This window comes from Thermithiobacillus tepidarius DSM 3134 (assembly GCF_000423825.1).
Taxonomy (GTDB): Bacteria; Pseudomonadota; Gammaproteobacteria; order Acidithiobacillales; family Thermithiobacillaceae; genus Thermithiobacillus; species Thermithiobacillus tepidarius.
In genome coordinates this window covers 23,063-46,932 of the sequence record NZ_AUIS01000006.1, presented here as the reverse complement: position 1 = coordinate 46,932, position 23,870 = coordinate 23,063, and the positions used below count along the sequence as shown (strand labels likewise).

The window sequence follows — 23,870 nt, the reverse complement described above, 5'->3', positions numbered from 1 at the left end:
CTCCCCTGGTCAGCCAGAACAAGGCTCGCACAGTGATGCTCCTCCTCATCATCGGCTTGGCGCATCGTCGGATTCTTCCGACGCCTTGCCGGATCGCACCCATTGGTCGACTTCATCGGCCTTGAACTTCCAGAACCTCCCTACCTTGTGGGCCGGCATGTCCTTTTTGCCGATCCACGCATAGACCGTGTCTCTGCTTACCCCGAGGTATTCGGCGATTTCCTCGACGGACAACCATCGGTCGGACATGGCGGTTCCCACGGCATAGACACCCATGATCGGCGATTCTGCCATAGCTTCAATGGGAATAAAACCTGTTTTATGCCGAACTGTCTTGATTAGGCTGGTTCGAGTCGGAGGCCGTTGGGTTTGGCGAGAGTAGAAGCGTGGTCTCGGCACTCCGCCTCGCTACCAATCCCGGCAACACTCTCCCTCCGCCATACACCCACCGCCTCAGCTCGCGAGCGGCGGCCTCCCAGTCCCGCTCGTTGACCCGCCGCCGCAGGGTCGATGTCTGCAGCCGCCCTCCGCCGAGGTTGAAGGTGAAATCCACGATGGCCGCGAGCCGGTCCTCGGGCTCGGTGGCGAGCACCGGGCAATGGCGCAGTGTGGCGACGAGGGCGGTGCGCAGGTCCTGGCGCAGGAAGGTCTCGCCCTCTTCTTCGCTGATGGGCGGATGGTCGGGTTTGCAGAGCCGGCCGTAGCCGATGGTCCAGTAGCCGGCGGGACAGATGTACGGATGCGCACGGCGCTGCGGGTCGGCTTTGGGCACGCGGTGGAAACCCTCGAATCGCTTGGCCAGGTCGACCGCAGCCGTTGGTACTTCAATCACTGTCGCGCCCGGTCGAACACGCGGCCGAGGAACCAGAAATTCAGGACGCCGGCCCATAGGGCTTGGTCAGCGTCGGTCCAGGCGGCCTGCACGGCCGGCATCCAATCGACGCCCGCATCGACGGCGCCGACGAAGGCGGCGGTCTTGGCCGCGCAGTACAGCGCCATGAACCAGTAAGTGATGACCGGCCGCACGCTGGTGGAGAGCGCATCGGCCCACCGGACGCCGGACCGCTGGCCCTGGGCGGCGACGGCCTCGCGCAAGGCCTCGACCGCACCGCTGTTCCAGGCGGCCTCGCCGGCGGCGCCGATCTCGGCCATGCGCTGGGCGCCGCGCAGCTTCTCGAACTCCAGCGCCTTGTCCTGCATCGCCAGCTCGTGGCTGCGCTCGCCCTTGCGGTCGAGCCACTTGAGGATCTCGGGTGCCAGGCGGAAGGCCCCGCCGAGGAGGCCGCCGAGCAGGGTCTCGATCATTGGCCACCTCCGAACACCTTGAGCTTGATGACGGCGCCTGCGACCAGGGCCAGGAGGAATCCGGTGGTGATGAGCCGGACCACGGTCTGCCATGCGGTGTGCTTGGCGGCGTTGAAGGCTTCGAGCAGGCCGCGCAGCTCGCGGATGTCGTGGGCGGCGTCCTCGCCGTCGAGGCCGACGTCGGCCAGGGCGCGCCTCGCGCCGCGTTCGGCTGCGCGTGCGAGCAGCTCCTCGAATTCATCGCGCGGCATGACGACCATGCCGTCTTGCAGGGTGGGTGGGCTCATCGTTGGTCTCCGAAAACGAAGAACCCGCCGGGCGGCGGGTTCGGTGGATGAAGGAAAGGGAAGCGATCAGACGGCGATACCGGGACTCCAGCCGGTCGCCCTGTAGACGGAGAGCACGCCCTCGTCCTCGACGAAGCAGGTCCAGCCGATCTTGGGGACGTGGTACTCCCAGACACCCGCGATGCGCACCGCGATCTGGTCGGTGCGACCCGCCCAGGCACCGGTGGCCGCTGCCGGGACGATGTAGCGATCGCCGTCCACGGGTGTCGCGGGTGGAGTGGCGAGGTAGCGGTCCTTGACCGACAGCCCCACCACTGCGCCGAGGCGCTTCAGGTTGGCGTCCATGCCGCCGTTCCAGTTGTGTTCGCCCTGGGCCCAGCCGTAGGCGAGGCCGAGGTTCGGGTCATTCAAAGCCATCAGGCACCTCCGTAGTAGTCGCCGTAACGCAGACCGTAGCCGGTACGGTCGAATTCGATGACGTGTTTCTGCCAGGACACGTGGCCGTCGCGGCTCGCCTCGATCTCCACCTTGACGTGCGCGTTGACGCGCCCAAGGCCGGAGTCGGCGAGCTCCTGCGCCAGCGGCCAAGTGGTACCGTTGCCGGTGATGCCGCTCACCGTGCGGCGCAGCGAGCCGTTCTCGTTGTAGAAGCGCACGGTGGTGGTCTGGCCCGCCTCCGGCGTGATCGCCCCCTCGGTCTGTAGCACGAGGTAGGCGGTCTGGGACTGGCGGTTGCGCGTGGCCCAGCTCACGTTGATCTCGCCGGCCACCACCGTCGCGTAGCGCTTGCCGTTGACCTGGGCGTTGCCGGGGCAGTAGGGACGGATGAAGCGCTTGTTGAGCGGCAGGCTCATTTCAGTGGCCGCCGCCTCGGGCAGCGTGCCGCGTGCCGTGCGGGTGAGGAGCTTGACGCGCACCGTCTCGCCGGCGACGTACTCGGGCGTGAGGTAGTGGCGGAAGCCGTCGACGAACCAGATGCGGCTGCCTGCGGGGTGGCTCGCCGGCACCGTATCGAGCATCCCACGCTCCAGGGTAACGGTCTGGGTCGCGAGGTTGAGCGACACCACCTTGAGCCATTCGCCGTCGATCACCGCCAGGCCGGAGGCGTCCACCTCCTCGAGGCCGATGCCGGAGGTCAGCCCCACACTCACCTGCGCGGCCGACTGCGGCAGCGTTGCGGTGAGGAGCGCGGTGGGCGTGAAGATGCCGAAGCCCTTGTCGGTGAAACTGCCGCTGACGCGGGCCAGCGCCTTGAAGCCGAAGGCGTCCGACGAGGGGCGCGAACCGCAGGCCGCCACCAGGCCGTCGAGATCGTCGATGTCGCCGAGCAGGCTCTGGGACTCGCCGGTGAAGTCCTTGACCACCGACCAGTACGGCACCTCGAACAGGGTCTGGTGGGGGCACGGTGCCGGCAGGCTGGTCGGCTCCGTCCAGCCCGAGGGGGGCGGCGCCGAGTAGACCGACTGCGGCAGGCCGAAGATGTCCTGCACGCACTCCACCCGCACCGCGCCGTTCGCCAGCTCCCCGTAGGCGATGCGCGCGACGCGCATCACCATCTGGTCGATGCCGTAGGGCGGCCAGGAGAGCTTCACCACGTCGCCGATGTTGAGGCCGGAGGCCTGGCGGTTGGCGACGAAGGTGCATTTGGCGAGGCTGCTGGAGAGTTGCTTCAACTCGCGCATGGCCACCCGGTTGGCCAGCTCCGCTCGGCTGATGCCGGGGTAGTTGACCGTGGTTGCTACCACGCCGCCGTTGAGCTGCACGGCGGCGATGTCCTGCACCGTGACGCTGCCGTCCTTGTCCGTGGCGCCGTCGCGGTAGACGACGGTCACCTGGTTGGTGATCTCGCCCCAGGAGGGGCGCGTGAACTCCTCGATGCGCAGGATGTTGCCCGGATCGAAGGTCGGCAGGCTGGAGAGCGTGTAATCGGCGCGCGCGAGCTTGAGGGTGAAGAGCCCGGTGCGCGGATGGACGTAGAGCAGCCCGTCCACGTGCCTGAGCACCGACAGGATGAAGTCCTCGATGGTCTCTTCCTTGTTCCACAGCAGCGACAGCCCGAAACCCTCGGCATGGAGCGTGTCGGCGGCCGCCGTGAAGCTGGCGTCGTCGATGTCGCTCGTCGGGTAACCCATGCCCCACTCGCCGTTGGTGAGACACTCGCGCACGATGTGGGCCGGGTTGGCGTCGCCGGAGATCTCGGCCTTGGCCGCGTACCACTGCCTCGGCACGCGCTTGGCACGTACCGACCAGGGCTTGATGTAGGGGTTCATGGCCGCCACCCACACCCGGCGCAGGATCAGCGACACCACGCCGCGAAAGGCCGGAACGTCGGTGCCGAGACGCTCCTGCAGGTAGGCGTTCCGTCCCTGGGTCGGCCCGCCCATCAGGATGTCCACCGGCCCCTGCACGCCACCCTCGCGCTCCTCCCCGCCGAAGAGATTGGGGTTGTCGATGGTGATCGTGGTGTTGCCGGTGACGTTGCCCGACCAGGCGACGCGCTCGCCCACGCGGATCTCGGTGATGGCGTCCAGCGGGCCGTGACACAGGGCGAGGTGGGCGCCGAGGCCGTACCAATAGCCGACCGTATACTCCTGACTGCCCTTGCCGCCGCCGCTCATCGTGGCTGCTCCTTCTGTGCGCTTCGCGCATCCTTCGCTTCGCTCAGGACCAGCACTTGTGCGCTGTGCGCATCCCTCGCTGCGCTCGGGACCAGCACTTCGTGCTGTCCTGCGGCCCTTCGGGCCTTGTCGGCTTCCTCGGCGACGCGGATCGCCATCGCGTCCCCCGTGGCGCGCAGCCAATCAGCCGGGACCCCTTGCTCCACGAACTCGGCCCAGGTGTGGCTGCGTCCCTCGAACCAGCGACGCATGCCGCGGGCGCAGTAGCCCAGGGCACGGGCATGCTCCAGCCGAGCGATGACCTCGGTCACTTCTTGCCCCCGGAGGACTTGCGGATCGGCCGCACCTGCACGTCGCCGTACCAGACCACGTTCGGTCCCGAGATCACCCGCGTACCGAACAGCACCGGGATAGAGGCGTCCTGGGAGGCGATGGGCACGTCCTTGTCGCCGATCTGGCCGGGCTGGGCGTCCTGCACCTTGGGGCGCGGCGCGAGCAGCGCCGACAGCACCGTGGTGACGACCCAGATGATGATCTGCTGCCACATGGTCCGCCGCCTCCTATCGTTCCTTGCCAATCCAATCGCCGTACCGTCGGCGGCCGGCGGCATTCGCGGCCGTGCGCATCCCCGCTGCGCGGGGCCCCTGCTTACTGCTCATGCCGCCCCTCACACGATGGCGTCGCCGGTGAAGGGGTTCTTCACCGGGATGAAGGGGAAGCCGCCGAAGTTGTCGAGGTTGCCGAACCTGTCCTTGCAATGCGCCATGGTGTGGTCGCAGCCGGCATAGAGCTGTATCGCATCGCCCGCTGCGAGGCCGACCATGGGCGCGACCAGCGTGAGGTCGATCCCGGCGTGACCGACGATCATGCGCGCGCCGGCGGTGGTGGCGAGCATGCCGCCCACGAAGTAGCCGTCCGGCCGGCTGGCGGCGACGGCGACCTGGACGGTCACGCCGCTCACCGCCGCCACGGTGCCGTCCACCCGGAAGCTGTCCTTCAGCGCGCCGCATCCGCTGGAGTACAGCACGTGGCGGCACAGCAGCTGGTAGCGGGCGCGCAAGCCCGGCCGCTTCAGGCTCGAGGCGATGGGCTCGCACTTGAGGGTGGCCTCGGCGCCGGACAGCCGCGCGCCGGTGATCCGCCCCTTCCAGTAGGTGATGAACTCGGCGTCGCCGACATGGCGCCGGTAGAGGGTCACGCTCACCACACCCTCGGGCGGGGCGGCGAGAAACAGACTCGCCACGGCCAGGTCGCGCGGCATGCGGATCTCCAGCCCCAGGCGCGCGAGCTCGTTGCTCTGCTCAAGGCCGCCGCGCGAAATCGTCGCCGGCTGATAGGTCTCGGATTGGTAGTCCACCGCCGTCTGCCCCGAGGTATAGAGCCAGCGCTGCGCGCCCTGGGAGAAGCGGTAGAGTTCCTGCGGTTGTCCGCCGTGGGCGGACTGTTCGATGCCCAGATAGCTCATGGTCCTAGCTCATGATCTCAACGTCCGGGTGGAGAGCTGCACGCGCGCCGTGGCGTCCGTCTCCCAATGCAGCTCGACCGCATCCTGGTCGAGCCGGGCCAGCTCCAGGTACGAGACCTGCAGGAACTGCAGGGGCTCGAGGGTCACGCCCAGCGGCGCGTCCAGGGACAGCAGCTCCTCGTCTTCGGAGATCTCGTTCGCCCCGGTGATACGGCGATGGAAGGTGCCGGCCGTGGTGAGGAGCCGCAGGTCGCGCCGCAAGGGATCGGCGGCGACGAAGCGGGCATAGCCGACGTTGCGGACGACGAGGCCGGCATCCGTGGCCGCCACCGTGCGGCTGACTTCGAGGTCGGACTCGAAGGTCGGCAACCAGCAGGGATTCGCCCGTCCCGCGCGCGCGGCGAGCCAGCCCCGGAAGGCGGTCGCCGCGCTCCGGTCGGTGAGCAGCCAGGTCAGCGTGCGGCCGATGAGCGGGGCGCCCGACTCGTCGTCGAAGGTCGGCAGTCCCGTTCCGTAGTCGATGATCGAGAGCTTCCTCCGCCACCTGTCCTCGAGGTCGGTGCTCCGGTTGGGTCGCCAGTCGAACACCCGGTAGCCCTGATAGGCCGGACCCGCGTCGGCGACCGCGGGCGCCGTGATGTCCTCCACACTGAAACGGCAGCGGCCGACGACGATGGTGTCGGTGGGACGCGCCACGGCCACCTCGCCCTCGAGGCGGGCGAGCCGCGCCGGAAACACCCGCGTACCGGCCGGCCAGTTCCCGGCCAAGGGCAGCTTGAGGGTCAGCGTGTTGCCGGCGATGGAGAGGATCTCCACCGCCTCGTGCCGTGTGTTGGAGCGCCACAGCACCGCCAGGCCGCCCGCGTGGTAGTCGCTGTTGGTGGCATCCTGCACGGTGAGCGCGGTGCTGCCGATGGCGGCCTCGCCCGCAAGGGTGGAGACGTCGGTCCACACCGGCAGGCAGTAGATGCGTGCGCCCCAGGCGAACAGCAGATGATCCAGCACCTGGGCGTCCCGGCCCTCGATCAGGAATCCATACTCGAAACCGCGTCGCGGCAGCTGCCGCAGGCGCACCCGCTGCTCGGTGCCGTCGTAGGACTCCAGCACCTCGGTGAGCCATTCCAGCCGCTCGGTGATCCCTTGCGACCAGTCCGGACGCATGCCAAAGACCACCACGCGGCGGCCGGTGACCACCAGCAGCGCGGTGAGCCCGCCGGCAAAGACGAAGCGGTAGGCGGCGTCGATCACCGGCGCCCCGCGCGTGCCCGCTGCGAAGGTGTAGAGGCGCGATTGCAGCGGCCCGAAGGCGAGCGGCGGCGCCGGCTGGCCCGAGAGCAGCAGCCCGTCCGTTCCGGTCTCGTCGATGGCATCGAGCGTCTGCGCGTCGAACCGAGCGTTCCACACCTCCAGCACCCGCTCGACCGGGCTCACCAGGTTGCCGAGATCGATGGTCGAGGGGATGACGTGGATGCGGTGGTACCAGTCGGCCCCGAAGGCGGGCAGCAGAGCGCCGTTGACGCCGAGCCGCAGCTCGTCGACGGGCTGGGTGTCGAGCCGCGCGCCCGGACGCGCGATCGAGCTCGCACTCGGGTCGAAAGGAAAGGCGACCGGCACGCGCTCGGAGACCTCCGGCGAGCGCGACCAGGTCGGCGGCTCCTGGCGGGCGGCACCGGGCAGGATGGAACCGGGAAAGGTCGGCATGATCCGCTTAGGGGATGAGTCTCACGGCATAGCCGTGCACGCCGCTCTTGCCGTTCTTGGAGTGGGCCGGGAAGGCCATCCACTGCTCTGCGCCCAACGCGAAGGCCTCCGCCGGCGCGTAGTGGGTGATGTTGAGGTAGCGCAGGTGGGCGGTGTGGCCGAAGGGCGAGAAGAAACCGCTTGGTCGCTCCGCGAACACGTAGAACGGGATCATGGGCGTCACGCCGTTCAGCGTGTTGGGCGTATGCCCCCACCAGTAGCGCCCGAGACTGTTGCGTGGGGTGCCCAGTCCCTCTTCCCACATCGCCTTAGCACGCTTGCCGGTCAACGGCGAGTTCTGGCAGACCGAGAACCAGGTGTCGGCCGCATCCACCGTGCCGCGCACGAAAGTCTGGCCGTAGCCTTTGTAATCGTTGAACGGCAGACCACCGTGCCGATCGTAGGGGTAGCCGAAAACGTAGTCGTTGAAGCCGCTGTACGTGTAGGTGTAGGCGTCCGAGCCGAACGTTCCTGATACGAACGCCCCGCCGCCGTAGCTGCCGAACTTCGTGAGCTCCCCGAAGGCGAGATGGTGATAGACGCCGGGCGAGACCTCGGCGACGAGCATGATCAGTTCGGGCGTGGCGGCCGAGAGTAGGTGGTAGGTGTTGGCAGTGCCCACCTCGAACAGGCCGCAGGCCTCGGCGCGGTAGCTCGTGGTGTTGCTCACGTAGCTGGCGCTGACGATCGATCCGGGTTGATCCCACCAGGGCTTGCCGGCATCGAATCCCGTCGAGCCGATCAGCCAGATGCCGGTGATGGTGTTGTAGCGTGTAGAGAGGCGCTCGTTCACCGCGGAGCGCAGATGGACGTAGAGCCCGCCCTTGGCGAGCGACAGGGTCTGCCCGGTGCCGTCGGGGACCCAGCGCAGCTGGGTCCAGCCGTTGGCCACCGCGATCACGCGCAGGGCATCGAGCAGCTGATCGGGGTTGGCGGAGGTGCCGGTCTGGTAGGCCATGGTTGTTTACTCCAGGCGCAGCGCCCAGTAGTCGCGCACGCTGGTGCGATACACGTTCTGCACCACGAGGTGGTCCACGCCGCCCACCGTGATCAGGTTCTCGGCGGCGTTGTTGAATCCGGAGACGTGATAGATGCCCTCCAGCTCGCCGAAGAGATCGTGATCGGTGCCGGAGTTGTATTGCGTGAGCACCACGGGCGAGAGCACGTAGGTGCCGTCCGGCGCCTCGCGCAGGTTGCCGAGGTAGGTGTAGTTCGTCGGCCAGACCGGGCGCGGCCCGTCATAGCGATACTCGGACGACGAGTAGGCGAGGTTCTGGAACGGCAGCCAGGCGCCCGAGGGGCCGCGCAGCATGCAGGCGGTGTTGGCGTTGTTCTGTCCGTCCTCGCCCGGGTCGACGAAATGGCGGTGGTTGGGCGATGTCACGCTGTAGTTGCGGCCCCGCTGGCCGGTCATCGACCCGCCGACGAGCAGTGGGTACGGGTACTGACCCGGCGTCGCGTAGGGCAGGACGAAGCCCAGGTGCGCCGCCTGGTAGACGGTCGAGATCTTCGCCACCACCACGGCACGCCGGCCGTTGGCCACGAACCAGTACGGGATCGCCGTGTTCCAGAGCGACATCATCGGCAGCCAGCCGCTGATCGCACCCGGTTGTGTATAGAAGTCGTTGGCCGGGTTGAAGCCGACGAAGCCGTTCAGGTCCCACATGTAGTAGCCGGCCGTGGCGTTCTCGTAGGCCCGGATGCCGCAGTAGATCTCCTCAGCACCGGCCAGCCCGGGCGCCTTGAGGATGAGCTCTTTCGTGGCGGCGTCCGTCGTCCAGTGCAGCGCCTGCCACTGCTGGCCTGCGGCGACCAGATTCGGGTGAGCGGTGAGGAAGGTATGGAAGCGGTCCAGCAGATCGCGGTAATCGCTGGCCGTGCCGATTTCGAACGCCATTTACGCAAGCACCTGTCTGACGGCTCCCGCATTGCGTTGCAGGATGTTGAGGATGGTCTTCTCGCCCGCGGACGAGTTGAGGTAGTCGGCGGCCATCGCAGGGTCGATCACGTTGACGATGCGCACGCCCTGGCCCTGCGGTTGCGGGGGCGGCGTCTCGGGCACCAGCCCGCCGGCAGCGAAGGCGAGCCGGGGCCCCTGGATGCGCGGTCCGCCTTCGATGCCGTTGATCGCCTCCAGGAACGTCACGCCCACGCGCTTTACGGCGGCGGCGTTGAGCACGTACTCGCCGGCGGAGAGCCGTGCCGGGATCGAGTCGCTGGTGGAGGTGCCCGGACCGGTGACGTAGCCGCCGCCGGCGAAGCCCTGGAACAACGACGAGACCAGCGATCCGAGGCTGAACCCGCCAGCGCCGCCGCCCCCGAACAGGCTGCCGAACAGCGCCTCGGCGAGCTTCTGGGAGGCGATGCGGTTGATGGCGGCTGCTACCTCCCGGGCGAAGTCGGCGAAGGCGTCCTTGGCGGACTTGGCGCCGCTGCCGATGGCCTCGAACATCTGCGCGAAGCCGTCCTGCACCGCCCCGTCGATGGCGACCGCCACGTCGTCCACCACGAGCTTCACCTGTGCGATCTCGTTCTTCCAGGTCTGTACCCGGGCGACGGCCTCCGGGCCAATGGCCGCGGCGGCGGCCTCCAACTGCGGCAGGAGCGCATCGAGCGATTCGCCAGTCTGCCGATGCAGCGTGAGGATCTGGCTTCTCGCCTGGGACTCGGTGAGCAGCCCCGACTGGCGCTGCAGGTTGATCGACTCCTCGGATGCACGTATCCGGGCGAGCGCGTCGTTGAACTGGCGCTCGTAGTCGGTGAGATTGGCGGCCGCCGATTTGACGTCGATGAGGCGCCCGACCGTGGCCACGCCTTCGGTGTCGCCCTCGGCACGCAGTCGCTCGATCAGGGTCTGGTACTGCCGCTCGATCGCCGCGCGTCGATCCTGGCTGGTCGCCGCCCCGGTGAGGTCGAGCAGTTCGTCGCGCACCTTGGCAAGCTCCTCGCGCAGCTCGCGCTCGGCCTGGGCGGCCTTGCGGGCATTGGCGACCTCGACGTCCGCGCGCTTATTGTTGAGGACGGTGAGCTCCGCTTCGAGCTTGGCGACCTCGGCTTTCGCCTTGAGGCGTGCCCGTTCGTCCTTGCCGGTCTTCTGCAGGCGCTGCTGCTCCGCGAGCGAGACCTGCACGCGCCGGATCTCCGCATCGATCTCCTGCTGTTCGATCCGGGTCTTGGCCGCGTAGTAGTCCTTGAGCGAGATCAGCCGGTCTTCGAGAGATGCGTCCAGCGCCCGCGCCTGACGGTCCAACGCGTCCTTGAGGAGCTTGAATTCGGCCTTGGCCTGGGCCTGCACGAGGGCGAGCTTCGCTGCTTCGCCTCCTTTGTCGGGGGTCGGCTTGGCTGGCGGCTGCGGACGGCCGAAGACGCCCGGCTGGGTTTGCTCGGGGCGGATGCGCCGGGCGATGGCTTGCGCGGCCTCCCCGACGTAGTCGCGCGTGACGGCGTCGCGCACGGCTCCGGCCAGCTCCTTCCCGAAATCCCGCACCTCGCCGAGCTGGCGGCTGAGTGCTGCGCGCAGCGCCTGCATCGAAAAGTCGCCGCTGAAGGCCGCTGCCACGTCCTGGCCCAAGGCCTTCGCCAGTTCCCCGATGTCGGAGAAGGCGCTACGAAAGCGCTCGACCAGGAAGGCGGCCGTGATGCCCACGATGCTGCCGATGGCGTTGAACGCGCCGATGACGACGTTGACCATTGCGCGGACGGCCGTGCCGATGGCGCTCAGCGCGCCGACCATCGCCGCGCGCACGCGGGCCCAGGACAGGTCGTTGATACCGACCAGCCGCCCCAAGGCGCTGACGACTTCGCCGACCTTCTCGACGACCAGGTCCCAGGCGGCGGCGACGATTTGCTTGATCGAGGCGGTCCTGCCGCCGAACTCGACCACGGCGTCGCGCGCCGAATAGAGTGTGCCCGCGAGCAGCCCCGCGGCGGTCACGATGACGCCGATGGGCCCGCCCAGGAGCGCGAGCACCCCGCGCAACAGACCCGCGGCGCGACCGAGCAGGGACGTGGACGCTACTGCCTGAGCTACGGCACCGGAAGCAGCGGTGGCTTGCAACCGGGCCTTGGCCGCATCCGCGACCAGCGCGCTGGTGGCAAGCCCTTGTGCACGTGCCTGAGCCAAGGCGGCATCGGCGAGCCGCACCCGAGCGAGCGCCTCGGCTTCCAGCGTGCGCAGATTGGCCAGGCGCGCGGCCGCTTCCGCCCGGGCGGCAGCAACACTGGTCGCGAAGGCGCCCGCCATCCGCCCGAAGGCGGCGACCAGCACGACACCGGCCAAGTCGATCAGCAGCTCGAGATGCCGGGCGACGAGCTGGATGGCCTGCGCCAGGCCCGCCGTCAGACCCGAGCTCGCGTCGCGTTCGCCGAAGGCTCGCTGGAAGGCGTTCTTGAGGCGGGTGAGCGCGCCCGACACCGTATCGGGGAGGCTCGCGTACTCCTCGGCGAGGCGCGTCCGCTCCTTGAGCAAGGCGTCGAGCACGGCCTTCGAGGTGATCTTGCCTTCCTGCGCCAGGGCCCGCAGTGAGCCGAGCGGCACGCCCATGCCGTCGGCGATGGCCTGCGCCAGGCGCGGCGTCTGCTCGATGACGGAATTAAACTCCTCACCGCGCAGCTGGCCCGACGCGAAGGCCTGCCCCAGCTGCAGCAGGGCACCGGCCGCCGCGTCGCTGGATGCGCCGGAGAGCGACACGGCCTGCCCGATGGCATCGGTGGCCGCCAGCACGTCCGCCTGCGAACGCCCCAACGCCTGCACCGAGGGTGCGAGCCGCGCATAGAGGGTGACGGTCTCTGCCAGGGGCGCGCGGTTTTTCTGGGCGATCTCGAAGAGGGCCGCGTCGGCGCGGTTGAACTCCTCTTGCGAGGTGACCGCGAGCTTGAGGCGCGCCTGCAGGTTCTTGTACTGGTCGGCGACCTCGACCAGTTCGCGCACCCCCAGCCCAAGGCCGATCGCGCCGCCGATGCGGGAGAGCACCTGGCCGACCTGGGCGGCTTCGCCGCGCAGGCGGGCGAGATTTCCCTGGACGGACTGGAAGGCCCGTCGCGTCTCATCGACGGCGGTGATGAGGATCTGGGCACGGTTACCGGCCACGTTCACACCTTCGACATTGCTTTACGGATGGCCGCCGTCAGGCGGGGAAGATCGCCTCGCACCGAGCGGGCGAGGTCGAACCGTTTTCTCAAGCTCACGCGTCGCACGAGCACGGCGATGGGGATCTCCTGGCCGCGCCGCACGCGCCTGGCGCCGGTGCGCTCCCGCTCGGCACGGCGAAAGCGCGCGAGCGGCTGGGCGTTCTCGGCGATGTTCTCGGCCATCAGGATCTGCCGGCCGTTCTTTTCGATGAAGAAGGCGTTACCGGAGCGCATCAAGGCATCGATCACCCGAGCGAACGCCTTGCGCCCGATGCGCCGGTGCTGGGGCAGCAGCGGGACAAGCATCCGCCCCCGGATCGTTCCGCCCTGTTCGTGGATACCCAGCCAGGGCACCTTCGAGCCGATGTAGAGGGCCGGGAATTCCTCGGCCTTGCGGTCGAACACCTTGGCGTGCATCGAGCGGAGGAACTTCGGCTTCACGACCGTGAAACCGGCGCGCATTTCGCTCCGCGCCCGCTCGGCCATCTCCTTGCCGGTGTCGCGCATCGCGCGGGCCACGGCGGTGTGGATCGTCTTGCGGGTGTCACCTTGCCAGGCGCTGAAGCGCCGCCGATCCAGCAAGCCCTCAGCGACCAGATCGATCTTCATCACGCATGCCCCGATGGAGTTCGGCCTGGAGCTCACGGATGCCGTCGCGACTGCCCTGGGCGGCAGCGGTCATGACGGCAAGCCGGGTGGCGAGCCGTTCGTGTTCGAGGCGGCGATCGGCGGCGAGGAAGGCGTTCAGCTGGCCCAACGTGTAGCCGAGGATGTCCGGGTAGCGGTGACCGCCTCGAATCAGGCGGGCGATGGCGTCAGCCCAGCCAGACGGCCGTTCAGACGCTGCGCCAGATCGCCGACTTTCGGCGCGATCCGGCGCACGAAAAAATCCGCGTTCACCTCGAACACGGTCGCCGCCAGGGTGATGGCATCGTCGAGAGCCAGCGCGTCCACCCACTCGCGCGGTTGGCGACTGGCGATCGCCAACCCGGTGAGCAAGGCATCGCCGTGGTCCGAGAGCAAGGCGAGCCAGTCCGGCTCGCCCGCCAGTCGTTGCGCGAAGGGCTGCACGGCCTTGAGCATCGCCGGCAGCTCGCCGAGCACCAGCGGGCTGATCGCGAGGCGTTGGCCGGCCAGTTCCACGACTTGAGGCTGCGGCACGAGAACATCCAGATCGGAAGTACTCATCGTCATCCCCCTCACAGCAGCACGATGCGGCCGAACTGGCCGAGGTCGCCGGCGGCGGGCTTGAGCGTGTCCGCGAGCACCTGGCCCGAGAGCTCGAACTTCAGCAACTCGTCGGTGATGACCGAGAGCTCCTTGGCCGGGTTGATGGCCACGCGGTAGAGGTCGATCACCACCTCGCGGTTGCCGTCGGCGGTGTTGAGCCCCTCGAAGCGCACCCAGCGCTCGGGCAGCGGCTGGGTGAACATCGCGGTGACCGAGGCCGTGCCGTAGGCGTAGTCGACCTTGAAGGGCTCGACGTAGGGTCCGCCGGTGGTGGCGTCGAGGATCACCAGCGAGCCGTGCTTGGCATTCACCGAGTACTGCGCGGCCGGCAGGGTCTTGGGGGTGGCGCTGGAGTCCTTCACCACCACCGACGAGACGTCCTGCTTGGCGAGCAGGTAGAGGCTGCCGGGGGTGACCGGGTTCGGCAGCGCCTCGGCGGTGACCGTGCCCGGGGTCTGGGCGGTGGTGGCGCCGTAGAGGGCGAGCGCCAGGTTGGTCGCGATGAGCTCCTCCAGGGTGCAGGCGAACTCGCCCTTCTTGGTCTTGATGAGCTGCAGATCGGTGAGGCGCTGGCCGCTCACCGACTCCTGGTGCTCCAGGGTCTCCACCGAGAGGGAGACCTTGAGCTCGGGCACGTTGCCCACGTAGGCCAGGCCCTGCGGGTTGCCGAGTGCGTCGCGGGCGCCGATGTAGACGCGCCCCTGTCCGGAAAAGTAAGGCATGGTCAGTCTCCTTTACGGGTCTTGATCGGGGTCTGGGGTTGAGGGTCGGCCGGCCGCGCGGCTCCGCGCTCGATCAGCCATTGGGCGGCTGCCTCGTCGAGATCGAGGATCTCGCCGGGGGCGTGGAGTCGGCCGGCGTGGGTGTGCGGTTCGATGAGTTCGATGTGCATGGTGACTATCCATTTTGGGTGAGGTCGGAGGCCAGGGTGCGGTAGCGGATCTCGTAGCGCGCGGGCACGGCCAGGGCTTGGCTGTCGGCGTCCTCCGCGTCCCACTCGCAGTCGATCTCGCGCACGCCCAAGGCCAGCCTGCCGAGGCTCGGCTCGGCCATGAGCGCGCCGTGCGCCGCGACGATGAGCGCGTCGGCCACGTCGAAGGCGTCGTCTTCGCGCGCGAGCGCGACGAGCCTCAGCGTCAGGGCGCGCTCACACCGGTCGTTCGCCTGCGCGAGGACCTGATCGCCTTCGATGAACAGCAGGAGCGCGGGGCTCGCCTCGCGCGGGAGCGGCACGGTCGGCTGGCGATGCAGCGGCGTCGGTGCGATCGCGGGACCGATGCGCGCCACGACCGCCCGGACCAGGCGCTCGCGGACGGAGGGCGTCATAGCCGGGTCAGCTTGGCCTGCATCTCGGAGCCGTCGCGCAGCTGGCGGACCTCGCGCACCCGATACGGGCTTCCCGCGATCTCCACCGTGTCGCCGGCGGCGAGGGTGAGCCAGGCGCTCGGGTACTCGAGGTGGTAGTCGCGGTTCAGGGCGAGCCCGTCGAGCGCCAGCTCGTCCGGAGCGCTGAAGACGCACTGCACCGTGAGCGAGCCCACCACGACGTCGGTGAGCAGCCCGGCGCGGCCGGCAGCCTCGTAGAGATCCGTCACCTGCGCCATCACGCTGCCGTCAGCTTCACCAGCACGCCGGGCCGGTGGCACATGGGCAGCGGGTTGCTCTGGGTGTGCAGGTCGGTGCCGCGGTCGAACTTGCGCGGCTCCTGCTTGGCGTAGAGCGGCAGGCCCAGGGTGTTGACCGTCTCGTTGAAGTCGGCGGGGGCGACGTAGGTGGCGAAGGTGTCGACGGTGCCGAGCGGGAAGCAGTGGGCCTCGCCCGCCGCGATGAAGCGCCGGGTGGTGCCGGAGGCGTCGCTCGCCTGGCCACGGTACTCCTCGAAGGTGATGCCGCCGAAGGTGAAGCCGCGGCGCATGTCGTTGATCAGCACCGCGCCCTGCTGCCAGTTCTTGTATGCCTCCTCGACCTTGGCATGGCCGGTCAGCGCGTCGAAGAACTCGGGCGAGCACAGGCAGTGCACCCCGGTCGAGAACTCGCCCGAGAGGTTGTCCTCGATGTGGCGCAGGACCTCGGCGCACTTGCCCTTGACGTTGGTGTTGGCGTTGCCGAGGACGAAGTTCACGGTCTTGGGGGTGATGCCGAACTCGGTGTAGAGATTGACCAGCGGCGTGGCATCGGCATCGAGGATCTCGCCCTTCAGCGCCCCCATGCGCAGGTGCTCCAGGGTGATGGCGTGCTTGTTGCGCATGGTCTCCAGGTGGCGGGCGAGCACGCCGGCCACGCTCTCGGTCTCGGTTTCCTGCCCGAAGCTGCGGATGCCCTGGACCTCCTCGGGCAGCACCACGTCGTCGTGCGGGATGTGGGGCACGACGAAGGCGCGCATCGCCCGCTTGCCGCGCTTGCCCACGGTGCCGGGCGAGCCGGGCGGCAGGGTCGGCAGCAGGTTCAGCACGCCGTGCATCTCCTCCACCACGACCTGGCGGGTACGCACCGGCTTGATGGGGAACAGGTCTAGGGTCTCCAACCGCCCGTAGCGGTTGGGGATCAGGTTGATGGCGGCGGTGAGGCTCGCCATCGAGAAGGCGGGATTGGAAAAGGGATTCTGCATGGTCAGGCTCCTTCACGAACGAGGATGCCGCGCGCTTCGAGGGCGGCGATGGCTGCGGATTGCTGCGCGGGCGTGATGCCGGCAGGCCACACGAGCGCGTGGCGGGCGACGATGGCGTGGCGCGCGACGATGACCGCATCGAGGTCGGCGGCGGTGGCGTCGGCGTCGACGATCAGCACGCCGGCGGGCAGCTCGGTGCCGTCGGTGGCGGCCGGGTCGAGCGCCTTCAGCTTGTTTGTGGCGGTCTCGCGGCCGACGACGCTGCCCAGGAGGAGGTTCTGGCCGGCGGCGACCGTGGCCGGGTCGCGCGAGTACAGGTTGGGCGCCTCGTACTTCAACAGGTCGCCCAGATTCATCGGTTCAACTAGGGTCGGCATGGTTCACTCCTTTCCGGTGAGGTGCTTGACCGCCTTGATCAGCGGGTTGTGTTCGGGGGAAGCGCGGTGCGCGGCGTGCGCATCCGGATGGATCGCCGAACCGATCTCGGGGCTTTGGGTGCGGGCGGCGAGCAGCGCGCGGCGGACATCGGTTTCCGAGAGTCCTGCGGCCAGGAACTCGGCGGTGCGCTCCGGGCAGCCGCCGAGCTGGCACAGCTCGGCGATGGCCACGGCCTCGCGCCGGTCCGCCACTGTGGTGGTGGGCGTCTCGGGCGCGGGCGCCGCGGAGGCAGCAGCGGCGATGAGGGTCGTCTCGGGGACGTCGGGGGTCGGATCGGGGGATCGCATCGGGTCGTTCTCCTGTTTGGCGTAGGCGGAACCGGGACGGGTGCGGGGGGCCGGGTTCCGCGAACGGCCCTGCGTGTTCAAGAAGCTCGCGAAGACGGCGAGCAGCTGGTCGCGGCTCGCCACGGCGTCGGCGAGCCCGCTGCCTATCGCCTGCTCGCCGAAGAAGAGCCCGGCCTCGGTGGCGCGCACGGCGTCGGGGTCCAGCCCGCGCATCGCGGCCACATGCCCGACGAACAGGCCGTAGAGGCGATCCACCTCCGCCTGGAGGCGCACCAAAGCCTCCCGGTCGAGCGGCTCGTGGGGCGAGAAGTCGTTCTTGTGCCGGCCGGCGGTGATCGCCGTGTAGCGGTAGCCCTGCTGGGCGTCGCGGACCGACTGGTCGACGTGCATGGCGATGACCCCGACCGAGCCCACACCGCCGGTGCGCGTGACGGCGAGATGCGAGGCGGCGCAGGCGATGGCGTAGGCGGCCGAGAAGGCGGAGTCGGCGGCGATCGCCCAGACCGGTTTCACGGCGTCGGCCGCGCGGATGCGCTCGGCGAGCTCGAACACACCGCCCGCCTCGCCGCCTGGGGAGTCCACGTCGAGCAGGATGCCGGACACGGCAGGGTCGGCCAGCACAGCATCCAGACGGGCGCCGATCTCGCCGTAGCTCAGAAGGCCGGAGGCGGCCTCGAGGCCCAGGGTGCGGCGCACCAGCGTGCCGTGGATCGGGATCACGGCGATGCCGGGCGGTGCCGCTACCTCCGGGCTTACGGGCATCACCGCCGGTACGGCGGCTTCCAGGTCGGGCAGACCGATGCGGGGACCGAGCACGGAGAGGATCACGTCAAGCTTCGAACGCGCGATGAGAAGCGGCGTCCCGTAGAGACGGGACGCCAGGTGTACGAGCTGCATGTCAGAGGTCCTGGATGTCTTGCGGCGGCGCCGGGTCGGACGCCGCCGCGGGTGGGTTGCGGTCGTGGCGCGGGTCGGAATCGAAGACGAGGCCGAGCGCATCGGCGCGGGCGTTGTCGGCGGCGATCTCCCGATCCACGTCTTCGGCGTCGTAGCCGAAGGAGGAGACCGCCTCCGAGCGCGACAGCAGTCCCGCCCGGATCGCAGTGAGCATGGCGTTGAACTCCTTCTGCGGATCGACCCACTGCCAGCCCTGGGGAATCCACTTGCAGGCGAGCCAGGCGCGGCGCCGCGCGGCGTCCCGGACGAAACCGGGGAGCTCGAGCCGTCCCTCCAGCACCGCCTGCGCCATCCACGCGCGCCACACCGGGCGGCAAAGCTGGTGGACGATGACGCCGTGCTGGATCGCCTCGCAGCGGCGGCGAAACTCCAGCAGCCCCGCGCGGATGGAGGAGTAGTTCACCTGGGTGAGATCGCCCGTGAGCTGCTCGTAGGTGACACCCATCGCGGCGGCCACGGCGCGAAACTGCTGGCGCATGAACTCGGCGTAGGAGCCGCCCACGTCGGCCGGCTGGGAGAACTTCACGTCCTCGCCCGGTTCGAGGATCTGCAGGGTGCCCGGTTCCAGCCCCGCCAGGGCCACGCCCGAGGCATCGGCCGGCCCTTCGCCCATCAGGGCATCCTCCGGCTGGTCGCGGGTGACGAAGCCGGCGAACATGGCGGCGGTCTTCTTGCGTACCAGTTCCGCGTCGTCGTACTGATCGAGCTCGTTGAGCTTCACCAAGGCCCGCGCGAGCCAGGGCTCGCCGCGGATCTGCCCGGGACGCAAGGGCCGGAACAGATGCACGATCTCGGCGGCGGGCACGCGCACCGTCTCCATGCCGCCGCCGCCGGACATGGGCGCGAGCAGTCCGTCCTCCGGGTGCGAGCGGTACAGGTGGTAGGCCACACGCCGCCCGAGCCGGTCGAACTCGATGCCGGCGCGGATCACGTTGCCGTTGTCGGCAAGGCGATTGAGCGTCACCGGCAGGTGCTCGGGCTCCAGTACCTGGACCTGGAGCGCCACCGCCAGCCCGTCCTCCGGTCGCCGGTAGCGCAGCCGCACCAGTGCCTCGCCGCCTTCGAGCATGGCGCGGCAGGCCAGGGCCTGCAGACCGTAGAAGTCGGTGAGCCCCTGGGCATCGGCCTCCTCGGTCCAGTCGCGCCAGAGAGCCTGGATCGTCTCGCGCAGGCCCGGCTCTTCGACCATCGACTGCGGCTTGATACCGGTGCCGATGGCGTTGGCCACGAAGGCCTCGATGCCGGCGGCCGCCCAGGCGTTGCGGCGCACCAGGTCGCGGCTCTTGGCGCGCAGCTCCGTCTGCGTCGTGAGCAGCGCGGCCACCGCGCCGGGGTTGCCCGGCATCCAGGCGAGCGCGCGGCGCCCGGAGCCCACCCCGTCGTAGGTGGGGGTCGTGCCGAAGGCGAGCTTGATGCGGCTCCAGAAGCCCATCAAAGCCCCTTGCCCGTGGTGACCCGGATCTGGCGCAGCTTGGGTCGGCCCGCCTCGCGGGCGAGCGCCGCATCGACCTCGCGCAGCGCCGCGCGCAACTCGTCCACCGAGCGGTACTCCACCGTCTTGTCGCCGAAGGTGACGCGCCGCTCGCCGCGCGCCAATGCCCGCTCCAGCGCCTCGCGATCGGCCGCTGTGTAGGCCATGGTCAGACACCCGCCAAACCGGCCAGCTCGAGCACCAGCTCGGTCTGGGCCGTATTGCCGTTCTGAAACACGATGCGGACGAAGCGTCCGATGGGACGGCCCTGGACGGTGAAGGAGTCGCTGCCGTTCGGCGGCTTGTGCCAGGCCACGTTCTCGTCCGGATAGATGCCCGCCGCCGGCAGCCAACGCACGCCGTCGATCGAGCTCTGGATCTCCATCGCTTCCTGCTTCGAGGCGACGCCGCTCTTACGAGCCAGCAGCAATGTGTAGCCGTGCTCCTCACCCAGATCGACCGCGTCGGTGGTGACGGAGCCATTGGCGGACAGGGCTCCCACCGCGAAGGCGGAAGCGAGGGCCGGTACGCCCATCAGGTGTCCCGACGCATCGCAACGGATGCAGCGGATTTCGTCTCGACCGGTGGTCGGGTTGCGGTAGGTGCCTTCCGACATCATCTTCAGCTCATCCAACGACTCTTGACGACGGACCGGCGCCGGACGCGTCGGCCCGAAACGACGACGCCCCCGGAGTCGGGGGCGTCTTCTGTGATTACGGTGTGTTCGTCCTGCTCGGGCGGTGCGGCGATGCCCAGTTGTCTTTCCAGCTCGCGCCAGTGGCGCTCCTCGAAGCGGTCGAGACCGCTCGCTGCCGCGGCGGCGCGGGCGTACACGTAGCAGTCCAGCGCCTCGTTGCGCTCGCGCAGCTTCTGCCACTCGCGCACCGGAAAGCCGTTGCGGTCACGGCGGGTGATCAGCTGCTCGGCGCAGAGCTGCTGGACGTACTCGGCGTCGACCTTGGGCAGATGGACGAAGCCCGCCGGGTAGATCGGCGTTGTGCCGTCGTCGGCCACATCCGCACTCTTGCGCAGGTTGTTGTAGAACTCGAGCTTGGCGAGCCCCACCGCGACCGAGTACACCTTGATGCCCCGGCGCAGCTTCTTGCCGCCCTGCGACACATCGACGGCGGTGGGCGTGCCGATCAGGGCCGCGCCGCGCGGGACGCCCTTGATCGCCATCAGGCGCGTGTCACGCACGGCACGCACGAAGGCGTAGGCCTCCTGGGTGGCGAAGCCGGTGTCGAGCGCGAAGCGCGCCAGCGGAACCTGGTTGCCGGATTCGTGCGTCCAGGTCTCGTCGATCAGCTCGGACAGCTGCTTCCATACCGCATCCCGCGCGGTGTCGCCCATCAGCACGCGGTGCTCGACGAGCCAGGACGCCTTGCCGCGCCCGAAGGCCCAGATCGAGGACTCGATGCGATCCTTCTGCACGTCGGCGCCGCCCACCAGCAACAGGCCGCCCATGGGGACGGTGCCAAGCGGATAGTCCTCCCGCCGCTCGATCAGGCGCTGCCAGTCGGGCGCTTCGCCTTCCTCGACCCAGGTCTCGCCGAGCTCGGTGTTCTTGAAGGTCTTGATCGCGGCAGCCGAGCCGGACTCCTTGCTGACCGCGCTCTCCCACGCGCTCGCGATGTCGCGCCAGGAGCGCCAGCCTACCGGGCTGTAGAGCGACGAAAGATGGAAGCCCGCCGTCTTGATGCCGTTCTCCGGCGCCATCGCGCGCCACTCGCCGTGCTCCAGCATCCAGGTCTTGTGATGCTCGGCGATCGGCTGGTCGCAAGACTCGCACACATAGGCCGCCGTCTCCGGCCGGCCCCTCTCCCAACGCAGCTGCTCGAAGCGCAGCCAGTGGCGGTGGGAGCAGTGCGGGCACGGCACGAAGTAGCGGCGCTGGTCGGATGCCTCGTACTCGCGCTCGACGGCGCTCGCCCCGGCGCTGGTCGGTGTCGAGACGATGAAGATCTTGCGCCGCGCGAAGGTGCGCGTGCGCGCCTCGGCGAGCGAGATCGCATCCCCTTCGCCCTCGACGTCGAGCGGGTAGCCGTCCACTTCGTCGAGGAAGAGATACCGCACCGGCATCGAGCGTAGGCCCACGGCGCTATTCGCGCCGGTCATCACCAGCACGCCGCCGCGGAACTCCTTGGCGAGGATGGTGTTGCCCGAGTCGCGCGAGCGTGCCGGGGCGATCAGCTCGGAGAGCACCGGCGACTCTTCGATCAGCGGGTCGATGCGCTGCTTGGAGTTGCGCTTGGCCATCTCCACGGTGGGCCACACCGCCATCATCGGACCGGGCGCGTGGTGGATGACGTAGCCGATCCAGTTCGAGCCGGTTTCCGTGGCGCCCACCTGTGCGCCTTTCATGAACACCACGCGCTCGACCGGCGAGGTCGGCGACAGGCAGTCCATGATCGCCTTGAGGTAAGGCGTGCGGCTGGTGCGCCAGCGGCCCGGCTCGGCCGAGGCCTTGCTGGAAAGCATCCGGTGCCGGTCGGCCCACTCGGAGACGGAGAGCAGCGGATCGGGCGTCAGTCCTTCGCGCCAGGCGCGCTCGATGGCGTCGAAGCCCTCGTAGACGAAGTCGTTCATTAATCGACGCGGACCTTCAATTCACCAAGCTCGGCGAGGTGCTCGCGCACCGCCGCCTCCAACGCGACGTGCAGCGCGTGTGCGTCCATGCCGAGCCGGGCCGCCATCTGCGCCGAGATGCGCGCGGGCCAGTTGAGCCAGGCGTCGCGCTCGGTGCGCGCGAGCTTGAACACGTGGGCGATGGCCTGGTTGCGATCGACCAGATCGCCCTTGAGGCGGGCGAGGCGCACTTTGTTGGTCTGCGCCTTGACCACCTCGTTGACCGTGCGCGCCTGCAGCAGCGACGTGCCGCCCGCGGGCAGCCCGGCGGCGAGGTTCGGGGCCGGATCGTCCGCCACCCGCACCTTCGCGGCTTTGGCGCCCGTTCCCTCCTTGGGCGGCTCGGAGTTCCTTGCCCAATCGCGGTCGGCCTTGTCCGGATCGATTGTGCCGTCCGCCTCGGGCGTGATCCGCCCGGCGCGGATGGCCTTGTGTACGGCGGTGTCCGATACCCCACGGTGGCGGGCATAGGCGCGAATCGACAGTCCCATGGTCTCCATCAAGCATTGGCGCGGCCCGGCTCGGATTCAGCTTGGCTTCTCTCGGGAACAGCGCGTTCATGTCATCACCATCAACGACACCTCGAGGAGAAGCACGTGACCGAGCAAGCCGAAAAGGACATCGACCGGCAGCTGCAGCAGATCGCGCTGGATCACCTGTTCATCGACACCCTGGAAACGCGCAACAGCGACCGGCTGGACTTCCACGAGGTCAGCGTCTGGGCCGTCAAGAGCGCCTTGATGGCCGCCTACCAGGCAGGCCGGCAGGCCGCGCGACAGGGCTGAGAAAGCAGCGGAAAGCGCTTGGCTTCTCCAGAGAACAGCGCGTTCATGACCACACCATCAATCATCACGAAGGAGCATCAGATGAGCACCATCCAACTCACCCCCGCCCAGCACGCCATCCTGGCCTACGCCGTCGAGCACACCGGCGGCAAGATCGAGTGGTTCCCCGACAACGTGAAAGGCGGCGCCCGCAAGAAGGTACTGGACGGCCTCTGCAATCGGGCCCTGATCACCACCGACGGCACCGACTGGTCCGTCGCCGCCGAGGGTTACGAAGCCCTGGGGCGCCCGCGTCCCGCGCCGGCCTCGGTGGAGGCAGATGCGGATCTCGAGGCGGAGGTCGCAGCCGCCGAGGCCACCTGGGCACCGCAGCGCGCCGAGACCAAGCCCCGCACCCGCGAGAACAGCAAGCAGGCCCAAGTCATCGCGATGCTCCGGCGCCCGGAGGGCGCGACGGTGCGCCAGATCTGCGAACTCACCGGCTGGCAGGCGCACACGGTGCGCGGCACCTTCGCCAACGCCTTCAAGAAAAAGATGGGCCTCACCATCACCTCGGACAAGCCCGAGGGCGGCGAGCGCATCTACCGAATCGCGTGATTCAATCGGAATGGGAAGCCAAGCAGAAAACGCTTGGCTTCCCGCGCCGGCAGCGCGTTCATACGGGTGTCGCAACCATCCACGCCAAGGAGCACAGCATGAAACCCACCCGCGCCATCCTCACCCACAGCAACTACGACGCCGACGACTACGCCTACCTCACCGCCAAGGGCTGGAGCGATGACGAAATCCTGGCCCGCTGGAGCGAAGAGGCCGCGCACGGCAACGGACCCTGCCACTGGGAAAGCGCGTCGGCCCGCGCCAAGCTGGCCGCCGTAACCGGTCGCCAGCAGGCGATGCGAGAGGATTGAGATTGAGCTTGGCTTC

General features: G+C 68.9%; 31 protein-coding genes. 3 read left to right on the top strand and 28 right to left on the bottom strand.

What is annotated here, in order from left to right:
* Nucleotides 1-48: 48 nt before the first annotated feature.
* The 28 genes from mads1 to G579_RS0103795 all read right to left on the bottom strand — a co-directional run bounded on the left by mads1 (nt 49) and on the right by G579_RS0103795 (nt 22,652).
* Nucleotides 49-276, bottom strand: a complete 228-nt coding sequence (mads1, locus tag G579_RS0103925; protein ID WP_230973782.1) for a methylation-associated defense system helix-turn-helix domain-containing protein MAD1 — start codon at nt 274-276, stop codon at nt 49-51.
* Nucleotides 277-319: 43 nt separating this feature from the next.
* Nucleotides 320-832 carry a lysozyme gene (locus tag G579_RS15700; RefSeq protein ID WP_051180805.1) on the bottom strand — a complete coding sequence of 171 codons (513 nt, stop codon included), beginning with the start codon at nt 830-832 and terminating at the stop codon, nt 320-322.
* On the bottom strand, nt 829-1,305 hold the full coding sequence (locus tag G579_RS0103915; RefSeq protein WP_028989133.1) for a hypothetical protein: 477 nt from the start codon (nt 1,303-1,305) through the stop codon (nt 829-831). Before G579_RS0103915 ends, G579_RS15700 begins: the two co-directional genes overlap by 4 nt.
* On the bottom strand, nt 1,302-1,592 hold the full coding sequence (locus G579_RS0103910) for a DUF6127 family protein (RefSeq protein ID WP_028989132.1): 291 nt from the start codon (nt 1,590-1,592) through the stop codon (nt 1,302-1,304). The genes G579_RS0103915 and G579_RS0103910 overlap by 4 nt, the downstream gene beginning before the upstream one ends.
* Before the next feature lie 66 nt (nt 1,593-1,658).
* Complete coding sequence (locus tag G579_RS0103905) at nt 1,659-2,009, bottom strand: DUF2793 domain-containing protein (RefSeq protein ID WP_028989131.1); 351 nt, start codon at nt 2,007-2,009, stop codon at nt 1,659-1,661.
* Complete coding sequence (locus tag G579_RS0103900) at nt 2,009-4,210, bottom strand: phage tail protein (RefSeq protein WP_028989130.1); 2,202 nt, start codon at nt 4,208-4,210, stop codon at nt 2,009-2,011. The genes G579_RS0103905 and G579_RS0103900 overlap by 1 nt, the downstream gene beginning before the upstream one ends.
* Nucleotides 4,207-4,521, bottom strand: a complete 315-nt coding sequence (locus G579_RS19320; protein ID WP_211218645.1) for a hypothetical protein — start codon at nt 4,519-4,521, stop codon at nt 4,207-4,209. Before G579_RS19320 ends, G579_RS0103900 begins: the two co-directional genes overlap by 4 nt.
* Nucleotides 4,518-4,757, bottom strand: coding sequence for a hypothetical protein (locus G579_RS0103890; RefSeq protein ID WP_028989129.1), 240 nt, complete (start codon nt 4,755-4,757; stop codon nt 4,518-4,520). The genes G579_RS19320 and G579_RS0103890 overlap by 4 nt, the downstream gene beginning before the upstream one ends.
* Nucleotides 4,758-4,877: 120 nt before the next feature.
* The gene (locus G579_RS0103885; RefSeq protein ID WP_028989128.1) at nt 4,878-5,675 is read right to left on the bottom strand and encodes a DUF2163 domain-containing protein; all 798 of its coding nucleotides are present in this window, start codon (nt 5,673-5,675) and stop codon (nt 4,878-4,880) included.
* A gap of 9 nt (nt 5,676-5,684) precedes the next feature.
* The gene (locus G579_RS15690) at nt 5,685-7,376 is read right to left on the bottom strand and encodes a hypothetical protein (RefSeq protein WP_051180804.1); all 1,692 of its coding nucleotides are present in this window, start codon (nt 7,374-7,376) and stop codon (nt 5,685-5,687) included.
* Between the two features lie 7 nt (nt 7,377-7,383).
* Complete coding sequence (locus tag G579_RS0103875; RefSeq protein ID WP_028989127.1) at nt 7,384-8,373, bottom strand: hypothetical protein; 990 nt, start codon at nt 8,371-8,373, stop codon at nt 7,384-7,386.
* Nucleotides 8,374-8,379: 6 nt separating this feature from the next.
* Entirely contained in the window at nt 8,380-9,312 is a 933-nt protein-coding gene (locus tag G579_RS15685) for a hypothetical protein (protein ID WP_051180803.1), read from the bottom strand.
* On the bottom strand, nt 9,313-12,504 hold the full coding sequence (locus tag G579_RS0103865; RefSeq protein WP_038018134.1) for a tape measure protein: 3,192 nt from the start codon (nt 12,502-12,504) through the stop codon (nt 9,313-9,315).
* A 2-nt stretch (nt 12,505-12,506) separates the two neighbouring features.
* Nucleotides 12,507-13,154 carry a DUF6441 family protein gene (locus G579_RS0103860; RefSeq protein ID WP_028989125.1) on the bottom strand — a complete coding sequence of 216 codons (648 nt, stop codon included), beginning with the start codon at nt 13,152-13,154 and terminating at the stop codon, nt 12,507-12,509.
* Nucleotides 13,132-13,302: a hypothetical protein gene (locus G579_RS18535; protein WP_201769617.1), complete on the bottom strand. Its 171-nt coding sequence runs from the start codon at nt 13,300-13,302 to the stop codon at nt 13,132-13,134. The genes G579_RS0103860 and G579_RS18535 overlap by 23 nt, the downstream gene beginning before the upstream one ends.
* Before the next feature lie 41 nt (nt 13,303-13,343).
* On the bottom strand, nt 13,344-13,733 hold the full coding sequence (locus tag G579_RS0103855; protein WP_038018070.1) for a DUF6631 family protein: 390 nt from the start codon (nt 13,731-13,733) through the stop codon (nt 13,344-13,346).
* A gap of 11 nt (nt 13,734-13,744) precedes the next feature.
* Entirely contained in the window at nt 13,745-14,497 is a 753-nt protein-coding gene (locus G579_RS0103850; protein ID WP_017364472.1) for a phage tail tube protein, read from the bottom strand.
* Between the two features lie 2 nt (nt 14,498-14,499).
* Complete coding sequence (locus G579_RS19255; RefSeq protein WP_168175389.1) at nt 14,500-14,667, bottom strand: DUF7210 family protein; 168 nt, start codon at nt 14,665-14,667, stop codon at nt 14,500-14,502.
* A 5-nt stretch (nt 14,668-14,672) separates the two neighbouring features.
* On the bottom strand, nt 14,673-15,101 hold the full coding sequence (locus G579_RS0103840) for a hypothetical protein (RefSeq protein ID WP_028989123.1): 429 nt from the start codon (nt 15,099-15,101) through the stop codon (nt 14,673-14,675).
* Nucleotides 15,098-15,379, bottom strand: a complete 282-nt coding sequence (locus G579_RS15680) for a head-tail joining protein (RefSeq protein ID WP_038018067.1) — start codon at nt 15,377-15,379, stop codon at nt 15,098-15,100. Before G579_RS15680 ends, G579_RS0103840 begins: the two co-directional genes overlap by 4 nt.
* Nucleotides 15,379-16,383: a major capsid protein gene (locus tag G579_RS0103830; protein WP_028989122.1), complete on the bottom strand. Its 1,005-nt coding sequence runs from the start codon at nt 16,381-16,383 to the stop codon at nt 15,379-15,381. The genes G579_RS15680 and G579_RS0103830 overlap by 1 nt, the downstream gene beginning before the upstream one ends.
* Nucleotides 16,384-16,385: 2 nt before the next feature.
* The gene (locus G579_RS0103825; protein ID WP_028989121.1) at nt 16,386-16,760 is read right to left on the bottom strand and encodes a head decoration protein; all 375 of its coding nucleotides are present in this window, start codon (nt 16,758-16,760) and stop codon (nt 16,386-16,388) included.
* Between the two features lie 3 nt (nt 16,761-16,763).
* A complete protein-coding gene (locus tag G579_RS0103820; RefSeq protein WP_028989120.1) occupies nt 16,764-18,005 on the bottom strand; it encodes a S49 family peptidase in 1,242 nt (413 codons plus the stop codon).
* Nucleotide 18,006: 1 nt separating this feature from the next.
* Nucleotides 18,007-19,497, bottom strand: a complete 1,491-nt coding sequence (locus G579_RS0103815) for a phage portal protein (RefSeq protein WP_028989119.1) — start codon at nt 19,495-19,497, stop codon at nt 18,007-18,009.
* Nucleotides 19,497-19,703, bottom strand: a complete 207-nt coding sequence (locus G579_RS0103810; protein ID WP_017364480.1) for a phage head-tail joining protein — start codon at nt 19,701-19,703, stop codon at nt 19,497-19,499. The genes G579_RS0103815 and G579_RS0103810 overlap by 1 nt, the downstream gene beginning before the upstream one ends.
* Nucleotides 19,704-19,705: 2 nt before the next feature.
* A complete protein-coding gene (locus G579_RS0103805) occupies nt 19,706-20,170 on the bottom strand; it encodes a hypothetical protein (protein WP_028989118.1) in 465 nt (154 codons plus the stop codon).
* Nucleotides 20,158-22,122, bottom strand: coding sequence for a phage terminase large subunit family protein (locus tag G579_RS0103800; RefSeq protein ID WP_028989117.1), 1,965 nt, complete (start codon nt 22,120-22,122; stop codon nt 20,158-20,160). The genes G579_RS0103805 and G579_RS0103800 overlap by 13 nt, the downstream gene beginning before the upstream one ends.
* Entirely contained in the window at nt 22,122-22,652 is a 531-nt protein-coding gene (locus G579_RS0103795) for a hypothetical protein (RefSeq protein WP_026045830.1), read from the bottom strand. The genes G579_RS0103800 and G579_RS0103795 overlap by 1 nt, the downstream gene beginning before the upstream one ends.
* Nucleotides 22,653-22,757: 105 nt before the next feature.
* On the opposite strand from G579_RS0103795, the gene G579_RS0103790 reads away from it, so the two are divergent.
* From G579_RS0103790 to G579_RS0103780, 3 genes are all read left to right on the top strand, one after another.
* The gene (locus G579_RS0103790; RefSeq protein WP_017364484.1) at nt 22,758-22,946 is read left to right on the top strand and encodes a DUF6900 domain-containing protein; all 189 of its coding nucleotides are present in this window, start codon (nt 22,758-22,760) and stop codon (nt 22,944-22,946) included.
* A gap of 81 nt (nt 22,947-23,027) precedes the next feature.
* Nucleotides 23,028-23,543: a DUF3489 domain-containing protein gene (locus tag G579_RS0103785; RefSeq protein ID WP_028989116.1), complete on the top strand. Its 516-nt coding sequence runs from the start codon at nt 23,028-23,030 to the stop codon at nt 23,541-23,543.
* A 98-nt stretch (nt 23,544-23,641) separates the two neighbouring features.
* A complete protein-coding gene (locus G579_RS0103780; RefSeq protein ID WP_026045831.1) occupies nt 23,642-23,854 on the top strand; it encodes a hypothetical protein in 213 nt (70 codons plus the stop codon).
* Nucleotides 23,855-23,870: the final 16 nt, after the last annotated feature.

Excerpts from the sequence above, each read along its gene's own strand:
- mads1 (WP_230973782.1), bottom strand. The coding sequence starts at position 276 with ATGGGTGTCTATGCCGTGGGAACCGCCATGTCCGACCGATGGTTGTCC.
- G579_RS0103885 (WP_028989128.1), bottom strand. The coding sequence starts at position 5,675 with ATGAGCTATCTGGGCATCGAACAGTCCGCCCACGGCGGACAACCGCAG.
- G579_RS0103810 (WP_017364480.1), bottom strand. The coding sequence starts at position 19,703 with ATGGCCTACACAGCGGCCGATCGCGAGGCGCTGGAGCGGGCATTGGCG.
- G579_RS0103855 (WP_038018070.1), bottom strand. The coding sequence starts at position 13,733 with ATGAGTACTTCCGATCTGGATGTTCTCGTGCCGCAGCCTCAAGTCGTG.
- G579_RS19255 (WP_168175389.1), bottom strand. The coding sequence starts at position 14,667 with ATGCACATCGAACTCATCGAACCGCACACCCACGCCGGCCGACTCCAC.
- G579_RS0103890 (WP_028989129.1), bottom strand. The coding sequence starts at position 4,757 with ATGTGGCAGCAGATCATCATCTGGGTCGTCACCACGGTGCTGTCGGCG.
- G579_RS0103795 (WP_026045830.1), bottom strand. The coding sequence starts at position 22,652 with ATGGGACTGTCGATTCGCGCCTATGCCCGCCACCGTGGGGTATCGGAC.
- G579_RS0103900 (WP_028989130.1), bottom strand. The coding sequence starts at position 4,210 with ATGAGCGGCGGCGGCAAGGGCAGTCAGGAGTATACGGTCGGCTATTGG.
- G579_RS0103840 (WP_028989123.1), bottom strand. The coding sequence starts at position 15,101 with ATGACGCCCTCCGTCCGCGAGCGCCTGGTCCGGGCGGTCGTGGCGCGC.
- G579_RS0103860 (WP_028989125.1), bottom strand. The coding sequence starts at position 13,154 with ATGAAGATCGATCTGGTCGCTGAGGGCTTGCTGGATCGGCGGCGCTTC.
- G579_RS0103785 (WP_028989116.1), top strand. The coding sequence starts at position 23,028 with ATGAGCACCATCCAACTCACCCCCGCCCAGCACGCCATCCTGGCCTAC.
- G579_RS15685 (WP_051180803.1), bottom strand. The coding sequence starts at position 9,312 with ATGGCGTTCGAAATCGGCACGGCCAGCGATTACCGCGATCTGCTGGAC.
- G579_RS0103830 (WP_028989122.1), bottom strand. The coding sequence starts at position 16,383 with ATGCAGAATCCCTTTTCCAATCCCGCCTTCTCGATGGCGAGCCTCACC.
- G579_RS0103815 (WP_028989119.1), bottom strand. The coding sequence starts at position 19,497 with ATGGGCTTCTGGAGCCGCATCAAGCTCGCCTTCGGCACGACCCCCACC.
- G579_RS0103905 (WP_028989131.1), bottom strand. The coding sequence starts at position 2,009 with ATGGCTTTGAATGACCCGAACCTCGGCCTCGCCTACGGCTGGGCCCAG.
- G579_RS0103910 (WP_028989132.1), bottom strand. The coding sequence starts at position 1,592 with ATGAGCCCACCCACCCTGCAAGACGGCATGGTCGTCATGCCGCGCGAT.
- G579_RS0103850 (WP_017364472.1), bottom strand. The coding sequence starts at position 14,497 with ATGCCTTACTTTTCCGGACAGGGGCGCGTCTACATCGGCGCCCGCGAC.
- G579_RS0103800 (WP_028989117.1), bottom strand. The coding sequence starts at position 22,122 with ATGAACGACTTCGTCTACGAGGGCTTCGACGCCATCGAGCGCGCCTGG.
- G579_RS0103915 (WP_028989133.1), bottom strand. The coding sequence starts at position 1,305 with ATGATCGAGACCCTGCTCGGCGGCCTCCTCGGCGGGGCCTTCCGCCTG.
- G579_RS0103820 (WP_028989120.1), bottom strand. The coding sequence starts at position 18,005 with ATGCAGCTCGTACACCTGGCGTCCCGTCTCTACGGGACGCCGCTTCTC.
- G579_RS15680 (WP_038018067.1), bottom strand. The coding sequence starts at position 15,379 with ATGGCGCAGGTGACGGATCTCTACGAGGCTGCCGGCCGCGCCGGGCTG.
- G579_RS0103825 (WP_028989121.1), bottom strand. The coding sequence starts at position 16,760 with ATGCCGACCCTAGTTGAACCGATGAATCTGGGCGACCTGTTGAAGTAC.
- G579_RS15690 (WP_051180804.1), bottom strand. The coding sequence starts at position 7,376 with ATGCCGACCTTTCCCGGTTCCATCCTGCCCGGTGCCGCCCGCCAGGAG.
- G579_RS0103875 (WP_028989127.1), bottom strand. The coding sequence starts at position 8,373 with ATGGCCTACCAGACCGGCACCTCCGCCAACCCCGATCAGCTGCTCGAT.
- G579_RS0103780 (WP_026045831.1), top strand. The coding sequence starts at position 23,642 with ATGAAACCCACCCGCGCCATCCTCACCCACAGCAACTACGACGCCGAC.